Origin of the sequence: Neobacillus drentensis NBRC 102427, from assembly GCF_001591445.1 — a bacterium.
GTDB classification, from domain to species: Bacteria; Bacillota; Bacilli; order Bacillales; family Cytobacillaceae; genus Neobacillus; species Neobacillus drentensis.
In genome coordinates this window covers 76,685-103,133 of sequence record NZ_BCUX01000016.1, presented here as the reverse complement: position 1 = coordinate 103,133, position 26,449 = coordinate 76,685, and the positions used below count along the sequence as shown (strand labels likewise).

29 protein-coding genes are annotated in these 26,449 nt (G+C 37.9%); 25 read left to right on the top strand and 4 right to left on the bottom strand.

What is annotated here, in order from left to right:
* Window positions 1-50 precede the first annotated feature (50 nt).
* The 3 genes from BDR01S_RS09705 to BDR01S_RS09695 all read left to right on the top strand — a co-directional run bounded on the left by BDR01S_RS09705 (window position 51) and on the right by BDR01S_RS09695 (window position 1,355).
* A complete protein-coding gene (locus tag BDR01S_RS09705; RefSeq protein WP_066252533.1) occupies window positions 51-416 on the top strand; it encodes a hypothetical protein in 366 nt (121 codons plus the stop codon).
* A 60-nt stretch (window positions 417-476) separates the two neighbouring features.
* On the top strand, window positions 477-920 hold the full coding sequence (locus tag BDR01S_RS09700; protein ID WP_066252535.1) for a YlbF/YmcA family competence regulator: 444 nt from the start codon (window positions 477-479) through the stop codon (window positions 918-920).
* 159 nt (window positions 921-1,079) lie between these two features.
* Complete coding sequence (locus BDR01S_RS09695; protein WP_066252538.1) at window positions 1,080-1,355, top strand: YlbG family protein; 276 nt, start codon at window positions 1,080-1,082, stop codon at window positions 1,353-1,355.
* Between the two features lie 30 nt (window positions 1,356-1,385).
* On the opposite strand, the gene BDR01S_RS09690 is transcribed toward BDR01S_RS09695, so the two are convergent.
* On the bottom strand, window positions 1,386-1,775 hold the full coding sequence (locus BDR01S_RS09690; RefSeq protein ID WP_066252541.1) for a DUF7147 family protein: 390 nt from the start codon (window positions 1,773-1,775) through the stop codon (window positions 1,386-1,388).
* Window positions 1,776-2,148: 373 nt separating this feature from the next.
* Between BDR01S_RS09690 and rsmD the strand changes: the two genes are divergently transcribed.
* Both rsmD and coaD read left to right on the top strand, forming a co-directional pair.
* Complete coding sequence (gene rsmD, locus BDR01S_RS09685) at window positions 2,149-2,709, top strand: 16S rRNA (guanine(966)-N(2))-methyltransferase RsmD (RefSeq protein WP_066252545.1); 561 nt, start codon at window positions 2,149-2,151, stop codon at window positions 2,707-2,709.
* A 12-nt stretch (window positions 2,710-2,721) separates the two neighbouring features.
* Window positions 2,722-3,204 carry a pantetheine-phosphate adenylyltransferase gene (gene coaD / locus BDR01S_RS09680; RefSeq protein ID WP_066252547.1) on the top strand — a complete coding sequence of 161 codons (483 nt, stop codon included), beginning with the start codon at window positions 2,722-2,724 and terminating at the stop codon, window positions 3,202-3,204.
* Between the two features lie 11 nt (window positions 3,205-3,215).
* Here the strand turns inward: coaD and spoVV are convergent, their stop codons facing one another.
* Complete coding sequence (gene spoVV, locus BDR01S_RS09675) at window positions 3,216-4,388, bottom strand: dipicolinic acid transporter SpoVV (protein WP_235846534.1); 1,173 nt, start codon at window positions 4,386-4,388, stop codon at window positions 3,216-3,218.
* Here spoVV and BDR01S_RS26485 point away from each other — a divergent pair.
* From BDR01S_RS26485 to BDR01S_RS09665, 3 genes are all read left to right on the top strand, one after another.
* A complete protein-coding gene (locus BDR01S_RS26485; protein WP_268874670.1) occupies window positions 4,336-4,470 on the top strand; it encodes a hypothetical protein in 135 nt (44 codons plus the stop codon). The genes spoVV and BDR01S_RS26485 overlap by 53 nt on opposite strands.
* 204 nt (window positions 4,471-4,674) lie before the next feature.
* On the top strand, window positions 4,675-5,454 hold the full coding sequence (locus BDR01S_RS09670; RefSeq protein ID WP_066252550.1) for a patatin-like phospholipase family protein: 780 nt from the start codon (window positions 4,675-4,677) through the stop codon (window positions 5,452-5,454).
* Window positions 5,455-5,461: 7 nt separating this feature from the next.
* Complete coding sequence (locus tag BDR01S_RS09665; RefSeq protein ID WP_066252554.1) at window positions 5,462-6,487, top strand: SepM family pheromone-processing serine protease; 1,026 nt, start codon at window positions 5,462-5,464, stop codon at window positions 6,485-6,487.
* A gap of 22 nt (window positions 6,488-6,509) precedes the next feature.
* Here the strand turns inward: BDR01S_RS09665 and BDR01S_RS09660 are convergent, their stop codons facing one another.
* A complete protein-coding gene (locus BDR01S_RS09660) occupies window positions 6,510-7,730 on the bottom strand; it encodes a nucleotidyltransferase (RefSeq protein WP_066252555.1) in 1,221 nt (406 codons plus the stop codon).
* Window positions 7,731-7,965: 235 nt separating this feature from the next.
* Here BDR01S_RS09660 and BDR01S_RS09655 point away from each other — a divergent pair, with 235 nt between their 5' ends.
* The 4 genes from BDR01S_RS09655 (at window position 7,966) to BDR01S_RS09640 (ending at window position 10,322) form a co-directional block, all read left to right on the top strand.
* Entirely contained in the window at window positions 7,966-8,487 is a 522-nt protein-coding gene (locus BDR01S_RS09655; protein ID WP_066252557.1) for a YceD family protein, read from the top strand.
* A gap of 89 nt (window positions 8,488-8,576) precedes the next feature.
* The gene (gene rpmF, locus BDR01S_RS09650) at window positions 8,577-8,750 is read left to right on the top strand and encodes a 50S ribosomal protein L32 (protein ID WP_026566356.1); all 174 of its coding nucleotides are present in this window, start codon (window positions 8,577-8,579) and stop codon (window positions 8,748-8,750) included.
* A gap of 97 nt (window positions 8,751-8,847) precedes the next feature.
* Complete coding sequence (locus BDR01S_RS09645) at window positions 8,848-9,606, top strand: enoyl-CoA hydratase/isomerase family protein (protein WP_235846532.1); 759 nt, start codon at window positions 8,848-8,850, stop codon at window positions 9,604-9,606.
* A gap of 86 nt (window positions 9,607-9,692) precedes the next feature.
* Window positions 9,693-10,322: an RsfA family transcriptional regulator gene (locus BDR01S_RS09640; RefSeq protein ID WP_066252561.1), complete on the top strand. Its 630-nt coding sequence runs from the start codon at window positions 9,693-9,695 to the stop codon at window positions 10,320-10,322.
* Window positions 10,323-10,359: 37 nt separating this feature from the next.
* Here the strand turns inward: BDR01S_RS09640 and BDR01S_RS09635 are convergent, their stop codons facing one another.
* A complete protein-coding gene (locus BDR01S_RS09635; RefSeq protein ID WP_066252563.1) occupies window positions 10,360-10,836 on the bottom strand; it encodes an N-acetyltransferase in 477 nt (158 codons plus the stop codon).
* 226 nt (window positions 10,837-11,062) lie between these two features.
* Here BDR01S_RS09635 and BDR01S_RS09630 point away from each other — a divergent pair, with 226 nt between their 5' ends.
* The 13 genes from BDR01S_RS09630 (at window position 11,063) to murD (ending at window position 26,432) form a co-directional block, all read left to right on the top strand.
* Window positions 11,063-12,604 (top strand): acyl-CoA carboxylase subunit beta, encoded by a 1,542-nt coding sequence (locus tag BDR01S_RS09630; protein WP_066252566.1) that lies wholly within the window; start codon window positions 11,063-11,065, stop codon window positions 12,602-12,604.
* A gap of 124 nt (window positions 12,605-12,728) precedes the next feature.
* Complete coding sequence (locus tag BDR01S_RS09625) at window positions 12,729-13,631, top strand: 2-dehydropantoate 2-reductase (protein WP_066252568.1); 903 nt, start codon at window positions 12,729-12,731, stop codon at window positions 13,629-13,631.
* Window positions 13,607-14,023, top strand: coding sequence for a DUF3397 domain-containing protein (locus tag BDR01S_RS09620; RefSeq protein ID WP_268874668.1), 417 nt, complete (start codon window positions 13,607-13,609; stop codon window positions 14,021-14,023). The genes BDR01S_RS09625 and BDR01S_RS09620 overlap by 25 nt, the downstream gene beginning before the upstream one ends.
* Before the next feature lie 88 nt (window positions 14,024-14,111).
* A complete protein-coding gene (gene bshC, locus BDR01S_RS09615) occupies window positions 14,112-15,746 on the top strand; it encodes a bacillithiol biosynthesis cysteine-adding enzyme BshC (protein WP_066252573.1) in 1,635 nt (544 codons plus the stop codon).
* A gap of 154 nt (window positions 15,747-15,900) precedes the next feature.
* A complete protein-coding gene (gene mraZ, locus BDR01S_RS09610) occupies window positions 15,901-16,332 on the top strand; it encodes a division/cell wall cluster transcriptional repressor MraZ (protein WP_066252575.1) in 432 nt (143 codons plus the stop codon).
* A gap of 63 nt (window positions 16,333-16,395) precedes the next feature.
* Window positions 16,396-17,328 (top strand): 16S rRNA (cytosine(1402)-N(4))-methyltransferase RsmH, encoded by a 933-nt coding sequence (gene rsmH / locus BDR01S_RS09605; protein ID WP_066252577.1) that lies wholly within the window; start codon window positions 16,396-16,398, stop codon window positions 17,326-17,328.
* 55 nt (window positions 17,329-17,383) lie between these two features.
* Window positions 17,384-17,737, top strand: coding sequence for a cell division protein FtsL (gene ftsL, locus BDR01S_RS09600; RefSeq protein WP_066252579.1), 354 nt, complete (start codon window positions 17,384-17,386; stop codon window positions 17,735-17,737).
* Window position 17,738: 1 nt separating this feature from the next.
* Window positions 17,739-19,967, top strand: coding sequence for a penicillin-binding protein (locus BDR01S_RS09595; protein WP_066252581.1), 2,229 nt, complete (start codon window positions 17,739-17,741; stop codon window positions 19,965-19,967).
* 118 nt (window positions 19,968-20,085) lie between these two features.
* Complete coding sequence (locus BDR01S_RS09590) at window positions 20,086-22,005, top strand: stage V sporulation protein D (protein ID WP_066252583.1); 1,920 nt, start codon at window positions 20,086-20,088, stop codon at window positions 22,003-22,005.
* Between the two features lie 194 nt (window positions 22,006-22,199).
* Window positions 22,200-23,660 carry a UDP-N-acetylmuramoyl-L-alanyl-D-glutamate--2,6-diaminopimelate ligase gene (locus BDR01S_RS09585; protein WP_066252585.1) on the top strand — a complete coding sequence of 487 codons (1,461 nt, stop codon included), beginning with the start codon at window positions 22,200-22,202 and terminating at the stop codon, window positions 23,658-23,660.
* Between the two features lie 2 nt (window positions 23,661-23,662).
* A complete protein-coding gene (locus BDR01S_RS09580) occupies window positions 23,663-24,103 on the top strand; it encodes a hypothetical protein (protein WP_066252588.1) in 441 nt (146 codons plus the stop codon).
* A gap of 1 nt (window position 24,104) precedes the next feature.
* The gene (mraY, locus tag BDR01S_RS09575; protein ID WP_066252589.1) at window positions 24,105-25,079 is read left to right on the top strand and encodes a phospho-N-acetylmuramoyl-pentapeptide-transferase; all 975 of its coding nucleotides are present in this window, start codon (window positions 24,105-24,107) and stop codon (window positions 25,077-25,079) included.
* Window positions 25,080-26,432 carry a UDP-N-acetylmuramoyl-L-alanine--D-glutamate ligase gene (murD, locus tag BDR01S_RS09570; RefSeq protein ID WP_066252590.1) on the top strand — a complete coding sequence of 451 codons (1,353 nt, stop codon included), beginning with the start codon at window positions 25,080-25,082 and terminating at the stop codon, window positions 26,430-26,432.
* Window positions 26,433-26,449: the final 17 nt, after the last annotated feature.

The following is a 26,449-nucleotide window of genomic DNA, read 5'->3' as shown; positions in this document are numbered from 1 at the left end:
AAAAATTAGATGAAGGCGAACAATACAAGCAAAAGAAGGAGTGAAATTAAATGAAAAATCGTTTTCCGTACCTAATCCTACTGGTCTTATTGATAGGAATACTTTCGGGATTTAATCATGTATTGCCAAGCACTGAATTTCCTTCGTTAGTCGTTCACCATCAAATAAAAGGTAAACAAGTATTGATTGAATGTATTGTTACAGGCGTCAGTTTCCGGGAAAGAGACCAATCTATGCAGAGAATTGGTAAGATCGTAGTTTGGGTTGATGGGAAGAAGAAGACCGAAGTTAATTCAGCAGCATTTATTATTAGTGACTTTACACCGGGTAGCCATAAAGTGAAGCTCGAGGTTGTCAACTTAAAGAATGAATCCTATGGAATTGCAAAAGAATTTATGGTAAATATCCCTAGATAATAGGAAATTTTCGCATTACTAACACTTTCATGTTAAAATATCAGTGGAGGTGGGCGTAAAGTGCTTGCTACGTTAGAAAGTGTTGAATTATTGGAACAAGCTGAGCAATTAGCAAAAATGGTTTTAGAATCGGATATTGCAGAACAATATCAAATTTGTTTATATAAATTGCAAAGCAACAAAGAATCACAACGGAAAATAAACCGCTTTGTGAGTTTAAAGGAACTATATGAAGAAGTTCAGCGCTTTGGTAAATACCATCCTGATTATAAAAAAATCATGACTCAAATCCGTGAAAATAAGCGGGAAATGGATTTGGATCCTTTTGTTGCTGAGTTTAAATTAGCTGAAAATGATTTGCAAGACCTGCTGGATGCGATTAGTATCATTATCGGCGGTTCGGTCTCTGAACATATAAAAGTGCCATCAGGCAACCAGTTTTTTGAAACACAAACCAGTCATAGCAGTGGCTGCGGCGGTGGCGGCAGTTGTAATTGCGGGTAAAAAAATCAGCTAATTAAGGCTGATTTTTTCTTTATAATTGCAGTGTTTATTCTGTTGCAATCATAGAATATTGAAAAGAATCAAAGTTTGAATTGAAATGAAGCGTTTTAATATGCTAGACTTAGTTAAAATGATGGTTCTGTTGAAGGGGAAAAAAGTATGTTTGTTCAAAGACAAGGATTGGTTGTTTGGCTTTACTCTTTAAAACAAGCCAAAATGCTTAGGCGGTTCGGAAATGTACATTACGTTTCAAAAAAGTTGAAATATGTCGTTCTGTATTGTAATCAAGAAGAAGTGAATGAAATAATGGAAAAGTTGAATTCTTTTTCGTTTGTTAAGAAAGTAGAACCTTCCTATAAACCATTCTTAAGAATGGAATATGAGAATTCAGCACCAGATAAAGCAAAAGAATACGATTATAAAATGGGTATTTAAAAAGGTGAGGGAGAAATCCCTCACCTTTTCCTATTGAAGTGGCAGTAAATAATGATTTAGACGGAGAATGCCGATAAGGTGCTGGTAATATAGTTCTTTTTCATAAAAGATGGTGGATGGCTTAACAGATAGCTCATGTATTTTCTTACCATGTTTTTCAGCTGCAGCAGCAAAGAGATCATATCTTTTATTAGGTATAAAATTGGGGTTTGGGACACCCTCACGGCAAATATATAGAGCTTGGAACTTACCAGGGTCAGTTGGCTTTAAAACCACAACCAGGGAGGTCCTCTCCTTATCATCAATCTTTGTATTTAGTGCGAGCATGTGTTGAAGACGGTGCTGATTTGCATCTGTAAGTTCAAGCAATTCATATAAATCTGAATATCCTTCTCCTAATTCAATAAAACGCTGGATCACTGAAAACTCTCCTTTAAAATGGGGCAATTAATCAATACTTTATCATGGATGATTCATTTTTTAAATAAAAATAAAAAAAACCTGCAGAAAATTCTGCAGGGTCCTTCCATATCCTCATAAAGGATTGAAGGCAAAGGGAGAGGAGAAACCGGAGGAAGAACTTATGGGGAAACGTAAGTCTTCTCCGCGGTTGGCAACAACATCCTCGAATTGATGTTGTTACTTACATTATTTCCACAACCCAAAAGCTTATACGTACTTTATAATAAAAATTCGTAATGAAAAGATATCATCTACAGAATTGTCTACTTTTTATAAATTATGGTAGGATGTACTAAGAAATTATTTATGAAAAAGATGTGGTGATAAGTACGTGAGAGTGGTTTCAGGCGTTTGCAAAGGCAGACCTTTAAAGTCAGTTCCAGGAAATACAACAAGACCGACAACCGATAAGGTTAAAGAAGCATTATTTAATATGATTGGTCCTTATTTTGATGGCGGCATAGGGTTGGACCTATTTGCTGGCAGCGGTGGACTTGGTCTGGAGGCACTTAGTAGGGGATTGGATAAAGTGATCTTTATTGACCGAGAATCCAAAGCTATTCAAGTGATTCATGAAAATATTAAAGCTTGTAAATTTGAGGATCAAACTGAGGTTTATCGTAATGATGCAGATAGAGCCTTAAAGGCTCTCATCAAAAGAGAACTCTGCTTTGATTACATATTTTTAGACCCACCATACAAAAAACAACAACTGGTCAGTTTAATGGAAAAAATGGATAAACAGGATGTTGTTAAAAAAGATGGAATAATTGTCTGTGAACATAGTTTTGATGTTGAGTTACCAAAATCAGCGGGGCATTTGACGCAAATAAAACATGAAAAATATGGTATGATCGCGGTAACTATTTATATAAAAACAGATATTGAATAAGGGGGAGTCAATTTGACAAGAATAGCTGTCTGTCCGGGGAGTTTTGATCCAATTACATATGGTCATTTAGATATTATTAGAAGAGGTGCCAAAGTATTTGATACTGTATATGTGAGCGTTTTAAACAATTCGTCGAAAAATCCTTTATTTACTATTGAAGAGCGAATGAATCTAATTAAGGCTGTAACAAAAGATCTTCCTAATGTGAAAGTAGATGTCCATTCGGGCTTACTGGTAGATTATGCAAAGGCTGTTAATGCTAGTGCTATTATCCGTGGATTAAGGGCGGTATCAGATTTTGAGTATGAAATGCAAATCACTTCGATGAATAGAGTATTAAATGAGGATATTGAAACGTTTTTTATCATGACCAACAATCAATATTCGTTTTTAAGCTCCAGTATTGTAAAAGAAGTAGCAAAATATAATGGTGATATCTCGTCACTTGTCCCGCCAATTGTGGAAAAAGAACTAAAAAAGAAATATAAAGGTTAATAAAAAAAGAGCTAGGCTCTTTTTTTATTTAAGCGGGAAAACAAAATAAGCACATACACTAAAAGGGAAAAGATGGTGACAAGAGGACCGACCTCAATCATTTTATGATAAAAATGGTTTGACCATGAACCTTCCTCAAAAAAACCAACGGGCAGGGCATTAGAAGGCTGCTCTTGCCTACTGAAGCGCAAGTAAACGGGTTTCCACAAAATCAAGGCAAATAAGCTTGCGAAAATACCTTGAAGGATTCTTGCAATAAAAAAGGGCTTAAATCTGATATCTGTTTGGGCCAGGATACTTGCAACCTGTGCTTGGACACTAAATCCACTGAAGGCCAGGATAAAGCTGGTAATCATTGCTTTCTGCACTAGAGTAGCATCCTGTACCAGGCTAGTTAGCTTACTGCCTAATGTAATTTCAAATAAACCGGAAATAAAGGGAATACTTAACATATCCGGGAAAGACATTGAGGATAATAATATCTCAACTGCTTTTGCCAGTGCCGCTGTGATATGTAATTGATAAAGTAATTTATTAATTACGGAAAATAAAATAATAAAGCCGCCAACCATTAATAAAGTTTGAATGGAAGAATTGACTGCATCGCCTAGAAGTTTACCAATGGGGCGATTATCTTTTAATCTGGTTTGATGTAAAGCAGAAAGAGCCGATCGGATTTTGAATTTCTTTTTTTTCGTACTAGTTTCGTCAGGAGATTCATTCCCATAAAAACGCATGATTAATCCAACGCAAATATTTCCTAAATAGTGGGCTATGGCAAGGAGCACACCTAATTGTGGGTTATAGAAAAATCCAACGGATACAGCACCAAAGATAAATAAAGGATTTGAAGAATTAGTAAAAGAAACGAGTCTTTCTGCTTCGATTTGTGTTAAGTGGCCTTCCTGCCTTAGCCTTGCGGTAAATTTCGCACCAGCAGGGAATCCTGATGCCATACCCATCGCCCAAACAAATCCGCCAACACCAGGTACCTTAAAAAGAGGCCTCATCAATGGTTCCAATAATACACCGATAAATTTGACAACCCCAAATCCAATCAACATCTCAGAAACGATAAAAAAAGGTAATAGGGAAGGAAAGACAATCTCCCACCACATATTTAGTCCTCGTATGGAAGCATCTAAAGACTCTTGTGGAAATGAAATAAGTGAAGCAGCTAATATGGTGACAGAAACGGATAAAAAAATAGTTTTTAGTTTGGACCGAAACAATGAGGGGGCGCCTCCTTCCGAGGGGAATCGTTGAAACTGTGCAATCAATAAATTGAATGTTAAAATAAGAAATATTCTTATCCTGACTTGTCCTTATATAACACAAATATACTCATAGAACGTATATTTAGACCATAAGATTGAACGAGAATTCTCATTTCAGTGGAATAGACTTTGGTAGGTCCATTTTGATAAGAAGATAAAATTTTCAATCGCTTTAAATAGGAGGTCTTTCGTTATGGAGCACCCTAAAATAGGCTTGGCGCTTGGTTCAGGTGGTGCACGCGGGTTTGCTCATTTAGGAGTTATTAAAGCATTAAAGGACGCTGGAATTCCGATTCATCTGATAGCAGGAAGCAGCATGGGTGCGCTTGTTGCGAGTTTTTACGGAGCAGGAATTGACATGGAGCGGTTATATAAATTATCGACTGCCTTTAAAAGAAAATACTTTTTGGATTTTACTGTTCCGAAAATGGGGTTTATTTCAGGGAAAAAAGTAAAGGAATTTATTAAAGTTTTTACGCATGGAAAAAACATTGAGGAGCTAGACATCCCAATTGGTATCGTCGCCACTGATTTGCTGACAGGGGAAAAGGTTGTTTTTCAAACAGGGCCAGTCTCTGATGCAGTAAGAGCAAGTATCTCTATCCCCGGGATTTTTGTTCCGGAAAAATATAATGGAAGAATCCTAGTGGATGGTGGTGTATCTGACCGGGTTCCTGTGTCTGTTGCTAAAGAGATGGGGGCGGATATAGTGATCGCAGTAGATGTTTCCAGGGTGAAACGAAACGCAGAGATTCTATCTATTTATGATGTAATTATGCAAAGTATAGACATTATGCAAGCTGAAATAATTAACAATAGGGAGATTGCAGCTAGTGTAATGATTCGACCTCCAGTGGAAATTTATAGTTCACGAGCCTTCACAAATATTGATGAAATCATTAATCTTGGTGAGGAAGAAGCAAAAAAATCTTTACATCAAATAAAAACCGTGATTGACCAGTGGAAGGGGTAGAAATGCCATGCGAAAAAAAGTATATATTGGATCTACACTATTTGTTGCCATTATTTTAATCTGGGGAATGTTTTATTCCTTACCTTATTATGTTTCAAAACCTGGAATGGCGAAAGAACTTGGACCAATCATCACGGTTGATGGTGGTGAAAAGGATGAAGGCAGTTTTATGCTTACAACAGTTAGGATGGGCAGGGCAAATATTTACTCCTATTTAGAAGCAAAAACCCGAAAATATGAAGAACTCTATCCATTAGATATGATATTAAATAAAAAAGAAACAGAGGAAGAATACAATACAAGACAACTTCATTTGATGGCTGGGTCGAAACTGAACGCGATTGAGGTTGCGTACCGTAAAGCAGGATTGCCTGTGAAATATAAATATAAGGGGATTTATGTTATGCAGGTGATTCCAGATATGCCTGCGGTTGGGAAGCTTTCAGCGGGGGACCGCATATTTAAGGTAGATGGAAAGCAATTGCCTTCTTCGGAGAAATTTATTGATTACGTAAGCAAAAAACAATCTGGTGACAAAGTAACATTAACTTATCAGCGAAATAAAAGCACCAAGACTGTTACATTAAAACTTCAGCCCTTTAAAGAGGATCCTCAAAAGGTGGGTATTGGGATTTCGCTTGTGGACGATAAAGAAATAGTAGTGAAGCCGAAGGTTAAGGTAAAGACGGATGAAATAGGTGGACCATCTGCCGGCTTTATGTTTTCGTTAGAAATCTATAACCAGTTAACAGAAGGGGACTTAACTAGAGGATATCAAATTGCTGGCACTGGAACGATTGATGGGGATGGTACAGTCGGACCTATTGGAGGAATTGAACAAAAAATTGTTGCAGCTGATAAGGCGGGTGCAGAATACTTTTTAGCCCCTAATGAAAAGGGGATAAAGAATTCTAATTACCATGATGCTGTAAAGACAGCTCGGGATATTAACACCAAAATGAAAATCATTCCAATTGATACATTTGATGATGCGGTGAATTATTTAGAAAAGTTGAAAGAAAATAAAAAATGATGGTGCGTCTGCATCATCTTTTTTATTTTTCCATTATATATATTGGCGGCTGCTCAAATTCCTGCCGAAGCATTTTAGCTTTTAAATGACTGGGAATCCCAATCGAATAAATACGAGCAGCTTTAATATCTAGGTTTATTTCTTTTTCCTTAAACGAAGCTAGTTTCGAAATAAGCGGCAAACTAAGGTGAGATTTCTTTTTATTTAAATATTCCCTACCAGTAGAGGTCATTCCTAGAAGTCTTAAATAAGTGGCTTTTTCCGAATGTCTTGCCATTTCCTCTTTTTTTGTGTTCGTTAAAATATGAACACATAGCCTTTGCAGTCTTGTCCAAGTATAGCGTTTCGTTTTAATTTTCTGCATGAATTGATGAAAGTTATCTGTCTCAAGAGCTGCAGCTTGAAGCCTGTTTTCAAGCCCCTCTTCCACCTCGTAGATTTCCCTAAGTTCACTGGGGCTAGAATGAATCAAGCGAAATTGGAGGTAGTTCCAATAATTCTCCCATTGGTGAAATCCATGATATTGGTGAATATACTCTTTTAACAAAATCTTTGTTTGCTCTGGCACATATTGATCTATTTCTGTTTGGTTATTGTCATTTGTAAAAATAGCTTTACGGATACTTGTTGCACTGGCAATTGTTGCCGAAGCGAAATGCTCATCGTGATAGTCAGCGTTTTTCCGAGCAATCGTCAGCGGCCTGACTGCGCTCTTTTGCTGTTGGATTGCTTTTATGTATTCAAGTCCCAGAATATTATTGGGCTTTGCTAGATCCAAATAATTATCTGCAGCAGGCAATTGTTGAAAAGCCAGGGATAGGGCTTTTGGATAGCTGACACCAGTATCTAAGTGACTTTTAATATTTTCATTATAAGGGTTTTGCTGTTCTTTTAAGTAATCAATCGTTTGAAGAAAGTCGGATAAATCTCCACTTTCACTACCAAAACAAAGGGAGTCACAGTGGACGGCATCTAAAATTGACACAGCCCCGAAGGCAAAGGATTCTGCTTTTTGAGTAGCAAAACGATACGGAAGTTCAAAAACAATATCAACTCCATTAAGCAATGCCATCTTGGTGCGCTGCCATTTGGATACAAGGGCAGGTTCTCCGCGCTGCAAAAAGTTCCCACTCATTACGGCAATGACAACGTCTGCCTGCGCAGCCTCTTTAGATGCTTGCAAATGATAAGCGTGTCCATTATGGAAAGGATTGTATTCCACGATTAAACCAACAGATTTCATATCTTCGCTCCTTTTTTTAAAAGTACTAATATTATAGCAAAATTTTAAGGTAACCAATCAAGTTATATGATAAGATATTAAAGATGTTTGCAAATAGCTTATCTGGTTAAACTAATATAGGAAACTCATATGAGCGTTTTGCCTTTTTTAATCACCTGACGGGGTGTAAAGAAAAAACATTGACAAAAAATTTATCGAAGGCTATAATTATTTTTGTTGCCTTGGGGTGATTCAATTGAAATGGACATTAAGTCAATTACAAAAATATCGAAACAAGGATTTTTTGATTGATGAAATAGTTCGTGTGGATGAGATTATACAAGATGATCCAACCATTCGAGAAGTTTCTCCGATGCATATTACCGGTCGGGGAGATATTGATTCAACAAAAGTAACTTTCCATTTAAAAATAGAAGGTTACTTAATACTTCCTTGTTCTCGTACTTTAGTGGATGTTAAACTTCCAATTAATGTCGAAACAACTGAAACGTTCCTCTTACAAGCTTCAGTATATGAAACTGAAGAGGAAGCATATCAAGTAAATGGTGATGTGATTGATATTATGCCAATCCTTCGAGAGATTCTTTTACTTGAAGTTCCAATGCAGGTTTATTGCGAAGATGTTAATCATGAAGATGCGGCTCCACAGTCTGGCAAGGATTGGGAAGTTGTTCATGAGGAAGATAAATCTAAAAAAATGGATCCAAGACTTGCAGGTCTTGCCAAGTTTTTTGACGAAAACAATTCTTCTTCGTAAATCTAATCGACAAAACCTAAGAAGCAAAGTGAAGCCCAGCATTTCTGGCCTTCATTACTTTCTTAATACTCTTTAAGGAGGTGGGAAGAATGGCTGTACCTTTTAGAAGAACTTCTAAAACTGCAAAAAGAAAACGTCGTACTCATTTTAAATTAAACGTACCTGGTATGGTAAGCTGCCCAAACTGTGGTGAAATGAAACTTTCACACCGCGTATGTAAAGCTTGCGGAACATACAAAGGAAAAGATGTAGTAAACGACTAATTTTAAGGTAAGATAGTAAGCACAAGGACGTATGAGTCCTTGTGCTTTTGTCGTTTTTAGATAAATACATAAATATATAATGAAAGGTTGCGGCAGTTTGTCATATTCGATTGAAAAACAGGAAAAGGGTTATTTATTATTTACGATTAATAGAAGCGAAAAAAGAAATGCTATTAATTTTGACGTAATGGAAGGCTTGGCAGAAGCGATAAAAAAAGCAACTCAACCTGATATTAAAGCACTTGTTATTACCGGAAAAGACGATCAGGCTTTTTGTTCAGGTGGAGACTTATCTGTTTTTCATCAACTTCGTACAAAGGAAGAAGCATACAACATGCTCTCAAAAATGGCAAATATTCTTTATTCTCTACTTACCTTGCCTATCCCTACTATTGCTCTTATTAATGGAACAGCAGTTGGTGGGGGCTGTGAACTTGCTGCGGCTTGTGATTTTCGCCTCGCCCGAGAAGGAATAAAAGCAGGGTTTGTCCAAGGGAAACAAGCAATAACAACGGGATGGGGAGGAGGTTCGATTTTAGCAGAAAGGCTGCCATCGGCGATTGCTATGAAACTTTTAATGGAAGCTGAACTCCAACCAGTCGCATATTTAAAGGAAATTGGCTTTATCAACTCTTTATATACGGATAACTCTCTTCAGGCTTGTGAATCATATCTTGAAACAATGCTATCGAATGATTTAAGTGTGCTAAACTCCTATAAAAAGATCTGGATCAGAAAGTGGGAAGAAACAAAACTGCGTGAAAGAATTGAGGATGAGGTTAGGAATTGTGCAGTCCTCTGGGAAAGCGATGCCCATCATGAATATGTAAAAGCTTTTATACGAAAAAAACAATGATTTAGGATGAAAACACAGGGCTTGATTAAGTCTATCTTTTCTAGTAGATGCATATGTATTATAAAAACACTAGGAGGGATGATTTTATGTCACCGACTCGACAAGATGCATGGTCTCAAGACGAAGACTTGTTGCTTGCTGAAGTTGTGTTACGTTACATCCGAGAAGGCGGGACTCAACTGCAAGCTTTTGAGGAAGTAGGGAAGCAGCTGACGCGTACCTCAGCAGCCTGTGGCTTTCGTTGGAATTCATTTGTCAGAAAACAATATAAATCGGGAATAGAGCTAGCCAAAAAGCAGCGTAAAGAGTTGAAAAAGCAACCAGCCTATAATGAAGAAGAGTTTGTTCAAGAAGCGGTTAAGGAAGAAGTCGTTCCATCACCCGCAGGAAATGAGCAAGGCAGCAAAATCACGTTTGCGACTGTTATTCATTTCTTAGAGGGTCTCCAACAAAAAGCGCAAGCCTCAACCAGTTATGAAACAGACCGGAAGCGTTCTACTGAAAAAATCAAAGAGTTGGAAAAGAAGGCATACCATTTGGCCGCGGAGAATGAAAGATTAGCCAAAAATTTAAAAGCGATTGAAGAGGATTATCGTTCTTTAATTGAAATTATGGAAAGAGCTCGGAAAATGGTCGTCCTTCAGGATGAGGACCGACAACAAAAGGTGAAATTCCAAATGGACAAAAATGGAAACCTTGAAAGAGTAGAAAAGTAGAAAAAGCGGACTAATCGTCCGCTTTTTACTTTATATATTAATTATTATTCTGTGCCTCGACACCAGTTGGATACCAAACCAATGGATTTTCCCCACGGTCACGCTCCATATCATATTCTACATTGGCGAAGTCCATCTTTTCCCAGAAGTCTCTTGATTGGACTCTAGGGTTTGTCTTAATTGGGAGACCAAAGCTCTTCGCGAATTCTACAAGTACTTTCCCATACCCCTTACCTTGATATTCAGGTAATACTTCAAGCTTCCAAATCTCTAAGTAGTTTTGCGGTGGATAGAAGTAGCGGTCAAATTTTGCTTCAATTTGATATAAACTCATCCGTGCTACTAATTTATCACCAAAGTAAATTCCGTAAAATGGAGAATCGCTATCGTTATCGACCAAATTTTCTTCAAGGTCTTCCGACATTGACAGTTCTTGAATCCCGTATTCTTTAAATTTTTTAAACTCTTCTAGTGTTTTAAAGTTTACTTTTAGTTTTTCCACTTTAGTTACCATAGCCAAACCTCCCTATAATGAAAACCTCATAACCTTGTATATATTCATTTGTCCCTGAATATCATGATATGAAACAATTTTTTGGATTATTCAAATGAATCACTATTATTATATAACATAAACTTAAAAAATTCTTCAAATAAGTTCAAAGCGTTTTCATAATTTGCGTGGAAGGTAGAGAATGATACAGAAACATATTAACGAAAGTTTTTTGAGGAGGGGAATTATGGCTGTAAATAACACATGGAATAATCACTTAAACGAGAACCGTAAGATGATTGAGGCGGGCGGGCATCCAAAATATCATGAGAAGGCTAAAGAGCAAAAGAAGCTTTTTGTTCGAGAGCGTCTTGCCTTATTGTTTGATGGAGGAAATTATGAAGAAGATGGTAAGTTTGCCAATTTTAAAGCCAAGGATCTTCCTGCTGATGGTGTTGTAACGGCGATTGGTAAAATTAAAGGCCAGACGGTATGTGTCATGGCAAATGATTCGACAATCAAAGCAGGTTCATGGGGAGCAAAAACGGTTGAAAAAATTATTCGCATTCAAGAAGTAGCCGAGAAATTAAAAGTTCCGTTATTTTATCTGGTTGATTCAGCTGGAGCAAGAATTACAGATCAAGTTGAGATGTTTCCAAATCGTCGTGGTGCTGGAAAAATCTTTTATAATCAAGTGAAGCTTTCCGGGATGATTCCTCAAGTGTGTATTCTGTTTGGCCCATCCGCGGCAGGTGGAGCTTACATCCCTGCATTTTGCGATATTGTGATTATGGTCGATCAAAATGCTTCTATGTATTTGGGGTCACCCCGTATGGCTGAAAAGGTTATCGGCGAGAAGGTAACGCTTGAAGAAATGGGTGGTGCCAAGATGCATTGTTCCGTCAGTGGCTGTGGGGATGTACTCACCATCAGTGAGGAAGAAGCGATAGAATCAGCAAAAAGGTATATCAGCTTCTTTCCAGGCAGTTTTAAAGAAAAAACAAAGATGACTAATGGGATTGCTGCAAAACGAGGTCGTGAACTAGAAGCGATCATTCCAGAAAACCAGAATGCACCGTTCGATATGTATGAATGTATTGATAGACTTGTGGACCAAGATAGTTTTTATGAAATTAAAAAATTATTTGCCTCAGAATTGATAACTGGATTAGCTAGAATCGATGGAAGAGCGATTGGAATTATTGCTAATCAGCCCAAAGTAAAAGGCGGCGTTTTATTCGTTGATTCTGCTGATAAAGCTGCAAAATTTATTCAGCTTTGTGATGCATTTCATCTCCCTTTATTATTTTTGGCAGATGTACCTGGTTTTATGATTGGAACAAAGGTTGAACGTGCTGGGATTATCCGTCATGGAGCAAAATTTATTGCTGCAATGAGTTCAAGCACCGTTCCGAAAATATCTGTCATTGTTAGGAAAGCATATGGTGCCGGTTTATATGCCATGGCAGGTCCTGCTTTTGAACCGGATTGCTGCATAGCATTGCCGACTGCACAGATTGCTGTTATGGGGCCGGAAGCTGCTGTCAATGCCGTTTATTCAAATAAAATTAATGAAATAAAAGACCCAAAAGAAAAAATTGCTTTTGTCTTAGAGAAGCAGAGAGAATACAAAGAGCATATCGACATTTACAAGCTAGCCTCAGAGCTTATTGTAGATGAAATTGTCGCTCCCTCTGAATTACGAAATGTGCTAATTCAACGCTTTGCTTACTATGAAACGAAAGAAATTACTTTCAGCGTCCGCAAGCATCCCGTTTATCCTGTCTAACAAGAAAAGCGGAAGCGCCCCTATTCGACGATTATAGAATAGGGCTTTTTTTCTAATCTTTCTAACAAACTATCGACAGCTTCTGATAAAATATGGGTAAAGTTGACTAAAAAGAGGGGTTTCTATGAGGGTAGGAATTATAGGTGCAGGTTCGATTGGCTTATTATTTGCCGCTTATATTAGTAGAGTATTTGAGGTTACGGTCTACACGAGAACGACAGAGCAAGCATCTGAGTTAAATAAATATGGAATCGTTCTAAAGAAAAAAGGAGAACAGAGGATTTCCTTTGTAAATGCCCTGCCCATTTCCGAGTGGATGGGAGCGGAGGATCTGACAATAATCGCAGTTAAACAGTATCAACTTAATCCAATCATTGAAACAATCAATCAGTTACCGATAATTCCTAACAATCTATTATTTTTACAGAATGGTATGGGGCATTTAAAACAGCTGGCAGTGATTTCGAATACGAATATTTTTGTGGGGTCTGTGGAACACGGAGCGCTCAAAGAGAATTCATTTACTCTAGCTCACAATGGTGAGGGAATAACAAATGTTGCTGTTTTTAAGGGGGATCCAACTCTTTTGAATGAGTTTGTTTCCTTAGCACCAATCGAATTTCCAGTGCTTCTCAAAAAAGATTACATGAGAATGCTGCAAAATAAATTAATTGTCAACGCAGTAATTAATCCATTAACGGCCATCCTTCAGGTGAACAATGGTGAATTAATAAACAATCAATACTACCTTCAAGTATTAAAAAATTTATTTTCCGAAATTTCAACAGTATTAACTTTGGAAAACGCTGAAGAACATTTGCAGCAAATCATTGATATTTGTAAAAATACTTCCGAAAACCGCTCCTCCATGCTTAAAGATATTGAAGCAAACAGAATGACAGAGGTAGATGCAATCCTTGGCTATATTTTAGGGGAAGCACAACGCAAAGAAATGAAAGCACCTAACATTGAAACCTTTTATTATTTAATAAAAGGGAAAGAGTGGATAAAGGGGGGGATTTCTTGATTACTTTTTTATCCTCTATAATTTCTATATTCTTTGCATTACCATTTTTAGGATTTCTCCTTGTGTTTATTATTACAAAACTGGTGACAAACAATAACCGGAAATCAGTGCACAGGGCACTGGATTATACAACAATTTTATTTGTTATTTCAGTTCATTTTTTAATTGAAACTATTTGGGGAAAATCGCTATTTTGGTTAATAATACTAATAATGATTTTAATTGCAATGATTTTTGTGTTTGTTCATTGGAAGGTAAAAGAAGAAATTGTCTTGAGAAAAGTGCTGAAGGGTTTTTGGCGATTCAATTTTATCCTCTTCCTCCTGGCATACATAACATTAACACTATATGGATTACTTCATCGTGCAATATTATTTACCTTTTCCAACTGAATAGTAAGCCAAAGTTTTTTTCAAATCCGGTTGGTAGTGGTATACTCTTAAAAGAATGAATTTGGGTGATCAGAAAGGAAGTACATGAATGGAGATTTTAAATCTCTCTTTACCGGCAACAAATCGGTTTGCTTCGAATTATTTGGAACAATCTCCTGAAATCCAGTCTTTTTTTCATTACAGGTATAACGAATGTAATGATGACGACAAAAGGGTTTCTGAACTTAGTAACCGGTCCTTTCCTCGCATGGAAGTTGCTGAACACATTGAGAGCTTTATGAAGCGGTTTCCATCGTCTGAAGCTGTTATAAAGTCAATTGATAAACTTAAAACAAATAATAGCCTCGTAGTTATTGGAGGTCAGCAGGCAGGTATCTTAACAGGACCGCTTTATTCAATACATAAAGTTATTTCAATTATTAAGTTAGCGGAGCAAAAGGAGAAGCAGCTAGGAATACCAGTTGTTCCTATATTTTGGATTGCAGGAGAAGATCATGATTTCCAAGAAGTTAATCATGTATTTGTGCCTGTTAATCAAAAGGCGGATAAATGGACCTATCCGGAAAGAGTAGTTAAGAAGAAAATGGTCTCTGATATACAGTTAAATCAAGAGGTCTGTCTTACATGGGTGCATAATCTAATTGAGAATTTCGGTGAGACCGAGCACACGAATAAATTATTAGAATTTGCGAAAGAACAAGTGTCGATTTCATATACCTTCGTTGACTTTTTCGCAAATATAATTATGGAACTGTTTAAGGATTATGGGTTGTTAATTGTCGATTCTGGTAACAAAGAGTTTCGTCAGCTGCAAAAAGAATTTTTCAAGAGTCAAATTTTTCATCATGAAGCAATAACAGACAAATTATTGGAACAACAGAGGAAAATTGAAAAAAGTGGTTTTCCAATTACGATTGAAGCAAGTGAAGAAAATGCAAACCTATTTTACTATGATCGAAATATGGGGGAACGGATTTTACTTGAATACGATCGAGGGAATGATCGTTTTGTGGGGAAAAGTGGTTCCTTGGCATTTACGAGAGAACATTTAGTAGTGCTTGCTGAAGAGAATCCGGCTTATTTAAGCAATAATGTGGTGACTCGTCCGTTAATGCAAGAATGGCTTTTTCCAACTATTGCTTTCATTGCGGGTCCAGGAGAAATAGCATACTGGGCAGAACTCAAATTAGTTTTTGAACATTTTGATATTAAAATGCCGCCGATAGTACCCCGTTTGAATATTACCATCCTTGACCGATCAGTTGAAACGGATGTGGCAGAATTACATCTAAATTTAGCAGACGTATTGAGCGCTGGTACGATGAAAGGAAGACACCAATTTCTTGAATCAATTAAGGATAAAGAAGTGGAGTCACTATTTTCAATTACGAAAGACCAATTAATAAAGCAGTACCGTCAGTTAGAAGCAAAAACACTCGAATTGGACCGCGGACTGTTACCTTTGTTAAAGAAAAACGAAAGTTATTTAATAAAAGAAATTGAGTTTTTGGAAAAGAAATTAGATGAATCCGTACGATTGAAACATGATAATATCATCAAAAAATATGCACGTGTCGATCTTGCTTTAAGACCAGACGGCTTTCCTCAAGAAAGGGTTTGGAATATCTTTTATTATCTTAATCAATATGGATTGAATTTTATTAGCGATTTAATGGCAGGCAGTTTCGAATTTGATGGGCGCCACAAGGTTATGAAATTTTAGAAAAACTTCACTTGAGCAGTGGAGTTTTTCTTTTTTTGTTAAAAAATAACATTATGAAAAAGGAATATAAAGAATTAAGGCGAATAGTTAAAAAATAGGTGGTGGAAAGTGGGGGAATGTGGTACATTTTTAATAGAAAGTGGGGGTCATGGGTATGTTCATGGGTGAATACCATCACAGCATTGATAATAAAGGCCGCATGATTGTGCCCTCCAAATTCCGTGATGAGCTTGGTGAAATGTTTATAATCACGCGTGGATTGGATCAATGTTTATTTGGTTACCCCATATCAGAGTGGGAGCTGATTGAAGAAAAGTTAAAAGGCCTACCTCTGACAAAAAAAGATGCCCGTGCTTTTACTCGCTTCTTCTTTTCTGGAGCAACAGAGAGTGAACTTGATAAGCAAGGAAGAATTAATATCCCAGCACCACTATTGCAATATGCAAAGCTAGAAAAAGAATGTGTAATTTTGGGTGTTTCCAATCGAATTGAAATTTGGAGCAAACAGATTTGGGAAGACTATTTTTCACAGTCAGAAGAATCTTTTGCGGAAATTGCAGAAAATATGATTGGCTTTGATATATAATGGATAAATTATGTTAATATATTTTCTGTTATAGATCGTTCGATTGGAAAAGGTGGTTACTACATGTTTGAACATACAACTGTGTTGTTAAAGGAAGCTGTTGAAGGATTAAATATTAAGTCAGATGGTATTTATGTTGATTGTACTTTGGGTGGGGCAGGACATAGTGCCTTGATTCTTTCCAAACTCGGGCCCCAAGGAAAACTCTTTGCATTTGACCAGGATGAAACTGCGATTGTACATGCTAAAGAGAAGTTAGCACAATATGGAGACCAATTAGAGATAATTAAAAGCAATTTCCTATATTTAAAAGAAGAACTTGAAAATCGAGGAATTGCTAAGGTGGACGGAGTTCTATACGATCTCGGGGTATCCTCGCCACAATTGGATACACCGGAAAGAGGTTTTAGCTACCATCATGATGCACCACTCGATATGAGGATGGATAATGAAGCTGATGTTTCTGCCTATGACGTGATTAATCATTGGGCATGGGAAGACTTAGTTCGCATCTTTTTTCGCTATGGTGAAGAGAAATTCTCTAAACAAATAGCCCGTAAAATTGAAGCGGCAAGAGCTTTGAAACCGATTGAGACAACAGCAGAATTAGTTGAATTGATAAAGGATGCTATCCCGGCGCCAGCTAGAAGAAAAGGTGGACATCCTGCCAAGCGGGTTTTTCAAGCAGTAAGGATTGCTGTCAATGATGAATTAGCTGTGTTTGAAAAGTCAATAAATCAAGCAATTGATTTATTAAATCCAGAGGGGAGAATAAGTGTTATTACCTTTCACTCTCTAGAGGACAGGATTTGTAAAGCAGCCTTTAAGAAAGCAAGTGAAACTCCTAATTTACCTCCAGGTTTACCAATCATTCCAGATGAGTATAAACCGATTTTAAAGCTAATTTCACGGAAACCTCTTCTTCCTTCTGAAGAAGAATTGGAACAAAACAATCGTGCTAGATCTGCAAAGCTCCGTATAGCAGAAAAATTATAAAAAATATCAACTCCTAGGCCATGGTAGAAAATGAAAAAATCTGGAGGGGAAATGTTTGAGTAATCTTGCCAGGAAGTTTTTAGAGCAGCAACAAACAGAGAAGAAAGTCCAAAAAGAGAGTCAAGTACTAATCAAAAAATCCTGGCTCACTCCCGGAGAAAAAATAATTGGACTGGCCTTTGCCGGATTTGTGTGTTTTGGTGCCGTTCATATTATTTCGAACCAAGCAAAAATTTACGAGGTCAATAAAGACATTCAGATTATCGAAGCAAAAGTATCTGATCAGCAGAAGGTAAATAGCGATTTACAGGTGCAAGTAAGCGAATTAAGTGCTTACGACAGGATTTATAAAAAGGCTAAGGATATGGGCCTTATTAAAGATGAAAATAATGTCAAGGTAGTGCATTAAAATGAACAAGAAACAGCCATATATGAATGTAGGAGCAGCCATTTTATTTGGATTTTTTGGCTTGCTCTTTTTTGTATTACTTTTCAGGTATTTTTCTATTCAAATCTCTGGAGAGGTTGACGGGCAGCCGCTTGCCGCGAAAGCACAAGAAAAATATAGCAGAGAAGGGAATCTGACTGCCTTAAGGGGCGATATCTTTGACCGGAATGGCGGGGTAATTGCAGAGGATACCAATGCATATACAATAATTGCAATTTTAAATAAGAAGATGACGACAAATCCTAAAAAACCACAACATGTAAAAAATCTGGACAAAACAGCAAGAGAATTGTCAAAGTACCTAGAAATGGATGAATCAGAGATTTATAGTATCTTGTCCAAAGGGAAAAAAAATAAAAAGTTTCAAGTTGAGTTTGGTAAGTCAGGCAGAGATATTACACATCAAACAAAGAAAAAGATAGAAGATTTGAAGCTGCCAGGAATTACTTTTATTCGTGATTCTAAACGCTTTTACCCAAATGGAGTTTTTGCTTCACATTTAGTGGGGTATGCAGACCGGATTGAGCAAAAGGATAAAACGATTAAATCGATTGGGAAAATGGGAATTGAGAAAATTCTTAATGATGAATTAACAGGGAAGAATGGGAAAGTAAATTTTGAGAGTGATTTGTGGGGGTATATACTTCCTGATGGGAAGGAGAAAATTACTCCTGCTCAAAATGGGAATGATGTCTATTTGACCATCGACCAAAAAATACAAACTTTTCTAGAAGATGCAATGAACAAGGTAGACAAGGAATATAAACCTGAAAAAATTATTGCGATTGTTGCAGATCCGAAAACGGGTGAAATATTAGCGATGGGGCAACGCCCGACCTTTCATCCGAAAACAAAAGAAGGAATTGATAAAGGCTGGCATAATGAAGCGATTGAAACCTCATTTGAACCCGGTTCGACAATGAAAATTTTTACGCTTGCAGCAGCTGTCCAGGAAAAGGTGTTTAATCCGAATGAATCCTATCAATCCGGCTCCTATCAAGTCACTAACAAGGATAAAGCAATTCATGACCATAATTACTCAGGGTGGGGAAAGATCTCCTATCTTGAAGGTGTGCAACGTTCCTCTAACGTTGCCTTTGCGAAAATCGCGAAAGAGAAGCTGGGATTTGAAAGGTTTAGAGAATATTTAACAAAATTTGGTTTTGATAAACCTACAGGTATTGACCTTCCCGATGAAACGTCGGGAAAGATTCAGTTTACCTATCCGATTGAAAAAATTACGACTGCCTACGGACAAGGGACGGCAATAACACCGATTCAACAAATTCAAGCGGCAACAGCAATAGCTAATGACGGGAAAATGATAAAACCGCATGTTGTCAAAAAGATTGTTAATCATGATACAGGGGAAACAATTAAATCAAACTCTCCTGAAGTAGTTTCAACTCCAATATCAAAAGAAACAGCAAAACAGGTTCGCGATATCCTTGAAACCGTTGTTACCTCACCAAAGGGAACGGGTGGCCGTTATAAAATCGATGGGTACAGTGTTGCCGGGAAGACGGGGACCGCAAATATACCAGGGCCGAACGGAAGATATTTACAAGGGGCAGATAATTATATGTTTTCGTTTCTAGGTATGGCCCCTAAGGATGATCCCGAATTAATTGTCTATGTTGCTGTTCAGCAGCCTGATCTTGACGGGACTGGGATGGGTGCGCTTCCTGTCTCGGGTATTTTTAACCCTGTCATGAAAAACAGCCTGCATTATTTAAATATTAAACCTTCTAAGAGTCAAAAAGCACAATTAAACAAACTGTCAGATTTTATTGGGAAGTCGGCCGATGAAACTGAAAAGGAACTAAAGGCAAAAGGCATTGAATCGGTAGTTATTGGTAAGGGAACAAAGGTTGTCAGACAATTGCCAGCGACAGGAACGACTGTTTTAGAAGGTGAAAAGGTAATTATCCAAACTAATGGAGAAAAGCTTGCCCCTGATATGACAGGCTGGTCGCTGAGAGATGTCATGAAAGTTGCTAATATTGCTGGCTTAAAACTAAATTCAAAGGGCCAAGGCTACGTAGCTCAGCAGAATATCAAACCAAAGACTATTATGCGAAACGGTGATTTCTTAATAGTTGATTTAAAAACTCCTGAAGAGCAGTGGAATTTAGACAATAAGGCTGAAACAGACACCCAAGAAAAAACAGAAGTAAAGGTCCAAGATTAATTGTGAATCCCGCTTATTTAAGCGGGATTTTCTCTTCAATATACACGATAAGCTGCGTTCTAATACAGGGAGTACAAGCATATAAATGAACGATAGAAAAAGGAGGTTCGTTCAAAAAATGCGTGTTTCTAATGTAACTGTTCGTAAACGTTTAATGATTGCTCTATTTGTGGGTATTCTAACCTTCTTAATTATTGATGTGCGGCTTGGATATGTTCAATTTGTTTTGGGGGATTGGCTGACTTCAGGGGCAAGGGACTCTTGGAGTCGTAATATCCCCTTCGAACCTGAGCGCGGACAAATTGTTGACCGTAATGGGGTGCCGCTGGCAACAAATATTAGCGCGCCAACGGTTTATGTTATGCCAAGACAAGTAAAAGATCCGGCTGCAACAGCAGAGAAGCTGGCCTCCGTGTTAAATATGCCAAAAGAGAAAGCCTATCGAGAAATTACAAAAAGTGCTTCTTCCGTTCGGATAAAGGAAGGAAGAAAAATTTCCCATGAAAAGGCAAAAGAAATCAGATCTCTCGGTCTAGATGGCGTTTATATTGGAGAAGACTCCAAGCGCCATTATCCAAATGGGAGTTATCTTTCTCATGTGCTTGGATTCACAGGGGTGGATAACCAAGGTTTGATGGGACTCGAGCAGTACTATGATAAAGAGTTAAGCGGTGAACGTGGAGCAGTTAAGTTTTATGCTGATGCAAAAGGAAAAAGAATGAATAGCATGGCAGATGATTATGAGCAACCGATTAACGGTCTTGATTTAAAACTGACAATCGATTCAAAAATACAAACCATTATCGAAAGAGAACTGGATATTGCTGAGGCGAAATACAATCCAGATGGTATTATTGCACTTGCCATGAACCCAAATAGTGGTGAAATTTTGGGCATGTCCAGCAGACCAACTTTTAATCCTGCGAATTTCCGGAATGTCCCCCAAGAGGTCTATAACCGGAACCTGCCAGTTTGGTCAACCTATGAACCTGGTTCGACTTTTAAAATCATTACTCTGGCTGCAGCGTTAAATGAAGGAAAGGTTAACTTGGAGAAGGAACATTTCCATGATTCTGGTTCGGTGCAGGTGGCCGGTGCAAGGTTAAAATGCTGGAAGAGGGGCGGGCATGGTGATCAAACCTTTTTAGAAGTGGTTGAAAACTCGTGTAACCCTGGCTTTGTTGAATTAGGTGATCGGTTAGGAAAAGAGAAGCTTTTTAAGTATGTTAAGGATTTTGGGTTTGGACAAAAAACTGGTATTGATTTACAAGGAGAAGGAACAGGGATATTATTTAATTTGAATCGAGTAGGTCCTGTTGAACAGGCAACGACTGCTTTTGGACAGGGAGTATCTGTAACACCCATCCAGCAGGTAACTGCAGTGTCCGCAGCGGTCAATGGTGGAATATTATACAAGCCGTTTATTGCGAAGGAGTTAATTGACCCCGTAACAAAAGAGATTGTGATGAGAAATTCACCAGTTGAAAAAAGAAGAGTAATTTCCGAAAAGACTTCAAAGGAAATTCGCCATGCACTTGAAAGTGTGGTCGCCCAAGGGACAGGTGGAAGGGCATTTGTTGATGGCTACCGTGTGGGTGGTAAAACTGGTACAGCGCAAAAAGCACAAAACGGGAGATATTTAGAAAATAACTTTATTGTTTCTTTTATGGGCTTTGCTCCTGCAGATGACCCAGAGATAGTCGTATATGTTGCTGTTGATAATCCGAAAGGAGTAACGGCATTTGGGGGAACCATCACTGCTCCAATCGTAGGTAATATTATGAAGGATAGCATGAAAGCAATGGGTGTTAAGCCGAGAAAAGACCAAATTGAAAAAGAACTAAAATGGCCGGATACCCCTTTAATAAAACTCCCAGATTTTACAGGTTTAACGAAAATGGAGTTAATGGATCAGCTTATTAACTTAAAGGTGGATGCAAGTGGAGAGGGAGATGTGGTGATTAGACAATCACCTGAAGCAGGAGCCAAAGTCAAAGAAGGCTCGAAAATAAGACTTTATTTCGGGAAGGAAGATTAACTCGCGGGAAATGCAATTCTTTGTGGCAGGGCGGTCGGAATGGTTTCCGCCGCCTAATTTTTTCATTAAGGTGTGATTACTAAATAGCAAAATAAAATATTTTAATGTAAAATAAGATGGAACTTTCGTTAGGGAAAGATCCCTAAGGTAAATACCGATATTTTGTTTGACGGTAATGAGAGGATTTGAGTGAAATGAAGCTACAAAAGCTGCTTAAGAATTTGCATCTTTTAATTCCTTTTAAAGGTGAGGACGTGGAAATTACATCGATTGAAAACGATAATCGAAAGGTGCAAAACGGGAGCTTATTTATTTGTATTAAAGGCTACACAGTTGACGGCCATGATTTTGCGGAAGCAGCTGTAAAAAACGGCGCAGCAGCCATACTCGCAGAACGTCCGATAGCACTTGATGTGCCTGTAATTCTTGTGAAAGATACAACAAGAGCAATGGCTGTGCTTGCTGATACCTTTTATGGGCAGCCAACCAAAAAGCTGCATTTAATTGGAATCACTGGAACAAACGGAAAAACAACCACCAGCCATTTAATTGAAAAAATAATGGTAGATGCCGGTCAAAGGACAGGTTTGATTGGCACGATGTACACTAAAATTGCTGAAGAGACCATTGAAACAAAAAACACAACTCCTGAAAGCTTGACATTGCAAAAAACCTTTCAACAAATGGTTGATAGAGGGGTAGAAACAGCAGTAATGGAAGTGTCTTCGCATGCCTTAGACCTCGGCAGGGTACATGGCTGTGATTATGATGTGGCAGTATTCACAAATCTAACACAGGACCATCTTGATTATCATAAAACAATGGACGAATATAAGCGTGCCAAGAGTTTATTATTTGCCCAGCTTGGGAATACGTTTAATCATCAAAACCCCAAATTCGCTATTTTAAATGCAGATGACCAAGCATCAGAAATGTATAGGAGGGCAACTGCTGCACATATAGTTACCTATGGAATTGACATGAAGGCTGATATTCAGGCGAAGGACATTCAAATGACTTCTTCTGGCACTAGTTTCAATCTTATAATTGAAACAGAAATATATCCGGTTCAAATGCAATTAATCGGGAAATTCAGTGTTTATAATGTTTTAGCAAGTATTGCTGCTTCCTTTGTATCTGGAATCGAAATTAATCAAATTATCAAGTCTATTGAAAGTGTAGAAGGTGTTTCCGGAAGGTTTGAACTTGTAAATGCAGGCCAAGATTTCACCGTTATTGTTGACTATGCCCATACTCCTGATAGTCTTGAAAATGTATTAAAAACGATTCAGCATATTGCGAAGAAAAAAGTTTTTGTCATTGTTGGCTGTGGTGGAGACCGCGATCGTACCAAGCGGCCATTAATGGCTCAGATAGCCTGCAAATGGGCTACTGATCCAATCCTTACTTCGGATAACCCTAGAAGTGAAGACCCTTTAGCCATTTTGAAGGAAATGGAAGCCGGGGTTAAGGGTGGAAAATATAAAATCATACCGGACCGCAAAGAAGCAATTACTACAGCTATTCAGCAGGCGTCAAAAGATGATGTGGTCTTAATTGCAGGTAAAGGACATGAAACATATCAAATTATTGGCAATTTAGTTCACGATTTTGATGACAGACTCGTGGCACGAGAAGCAATTGAGGGGAGATAGCTATGTATTTAGCTTTGAAAGACTTGGGGAGTCTATTTGATAGCCGTGGCATCCAAGACGACCTTTCGTTTGCTTCCGTGAGCGACCAAGCAAACGAAGCACAGCCAAAAGGATTATTTGTATCATTTAATGGAACGGATGGGGAGCTTTCTGAAGCGATTTCAAATGGCGCAATCGCAGCCGTTTGGAATATCAACTATGACCTTCCAAGGTATACACCGAACCAATTTCCAGTATTCTTTACAAACGACCCTGCTGCTGCAATCGTAACTATTTTAAAACGATATATTGAAAAACTAAATGGAGAAACAGACAAAATTATGGAGATAACTAACTTTAAATTTTCAAATAAAAAACTTCTTAATAAAAATAATGAAACATATGATATAGCTGTGATGTTAAACGAGATCACGAGTAAAAACAAACCTGAAAGGAGGGAATAAAATGCTTGAGCAAGTTATATTTTTCACAATTATAATGGGTTTTCTTATATCGGTATTACTTTCTCCTGTTTTTATTCCCTTTTTAAGAAGGTTGAAATTTGGACAAAGCATTCGTGAAGAAGGACCAAAATCCCATCAGAAAAAATCTGGCACACCGACCATGGGCGGTGTGATGATTATGTTTTCAATCGTCATTACGACTCTCGTAATGACAGGTAAATTTTCCGAACCAACCGTTAAAACGTATTTATTGCTTCTCGTAACACTTGGCTTTGGATTACTTGGCTTTTTAGATGATTTTATCAAAGTGGTCTTAAAACGGAATTTAGGGTTAACCTCTAAACAAAAACTAGCAGGTCAAATCATTATTTCCATTATCTTTTATCTTATTTATAAACAACAGGGCTTCTCTACTGAAATTAGCCTTCCATTTACTGAAACCACATTTGATTTAGGCTGGTTTTTCATCTTCTTCGTCATATTCTGGCTAGTAGGCTTCTCAAATGCAGTCAACTTAACAGATGGACTTGATGGCTTGGTGTCAGGCACCGCAGCTATTGCTTTTGGTGCATTAGCAGTGCTTGCTTGGAATCAATCTCAAATGGAAATTGCAATCTTTTCTGTAGCGGTTGTAGGGGCAGTGTTAGGGTTCTTAGTTTTTAATGCGCACCCTGCTAAGGTTTTTATGGGAGATACAGGTTCACTTGCTCTCGGAGGAGCAATTGCCACGATTGCTATTCTGACTAAGCTGGAAATATTGCTTATTATTATTGGTGGAGTATTTGTCATAGAAACCTTATCAGTTATTTTACAGGTTATTTCCTTTAAAACGACTGGTAAACGGATCTTCCGTATGAGTCCGTTGCATCATCATTATGAATTGGTAGGCTGGTCAGAATGGCGGGTCGTCGTCACTTTTTGGAGTGTTGGATTAATTCTTGCGATACTAGGAATCTATATTGAGGTGTGGTTATAAGTGAAACAGATTAATTCTTTTAGTCATAAAAAAATTCTAGTCCTAGGTTTAGCGAAAAGCGGGGTAACAGCAGCCGCATTATTACATAAGCTTGGTGCATTTGTAACCGTAAATGATAAAAAGCCTTTTTCGGAGAATCCTGAGGCTCAGGGGTTGTTAGAGCAAGGGATTAAAGTCATTTGTGGTGAACATCCAATTGAACTTCTTGATGAAGGATTCGAGATTATCGTCAAGAATCCCGGTATTCCTTATAACAACCCAATGATTGCAGGAGCTATTGAAAAGGGCATTCCAGTCATTACGGAGGTGGAGCTTGCGTATGAAATATCGGAAGCCCCGTTTATCGGGATTACAGGAACAAATGGAAAAACAACAACGACTACCTTAGTCTATGAAATGTTGAAAGAGGGTCAAAAGGACCCGCTGATTGCTGGGAATATTGGTACTGTTGCATCAGGGGTAGCCGAGGAGGCAACATCAGAAAATACGATTGTCATTGAATTATCTTCGTTTCAACTAATGGGAATTGTTGATTTTAATCCAAAGATCGCCATTCTAACAAATCTATATGATGCCCATTTGGATTATCATGGGACTAAACAGGAATATATTGCTGCAAAGGCAAACATCACAAAAAATCAAACAGAACTCGAATATCTAATTATTAATGCCGATCAAGAAGAAACCTTAGCGGTTGCTCGGCACTCTAAGGCAGGCATCATTCCTTTTTCGACAAAGAAGGAACTGCCGGAAGGTGCATATATTTCTGATGGCTGGTTAATGTTTAAACGAGAAAAAGTGATGGAAATCGAAAATATAGCTCTTCCTGGTAACCACAATCTTGAAAATATCTTATCTGCTATGGCTGCAGCAAAGCTTTCAGGAGTGGAGAACAGGGCCATACAAAGGGTTCTGGAAACTTTTACTGGTGTCAGGCACCGACTCCAGTATGTTACAGAGGTGGACGGAAGGAAATTTTACAATGATTCTAAGGCGACAAATATCTTAGCAACTATTAATGCGTTGGCTGCTTTTGAAGCTCCAGTTATACTTTTAGCGGGCGGGTTAGACCGCGGTAATGAGTTTGATGAGCTCCTGCCCTATTTAAAAAATGTAAAAGCTATGATTACATTTGGGCAAACTGCTCCTAAGATGGAACGGATTGGGAAACTGGCCGGAATAAAAACAATCATACGTGTCGATAATGTTGACAAGGCAGTGCCTGAAGCTTATCGATACTCCGAAACAGGTGATGTTATATTATTATCTCCTGCATGTGCAAGCTGGGATCAATATAAAACTTTTGAAGTCAGAGGAGACATTTTTATTGAAGCGGTGCATAAGCTTAAGTAAGGGCTTGTCTACAAGAA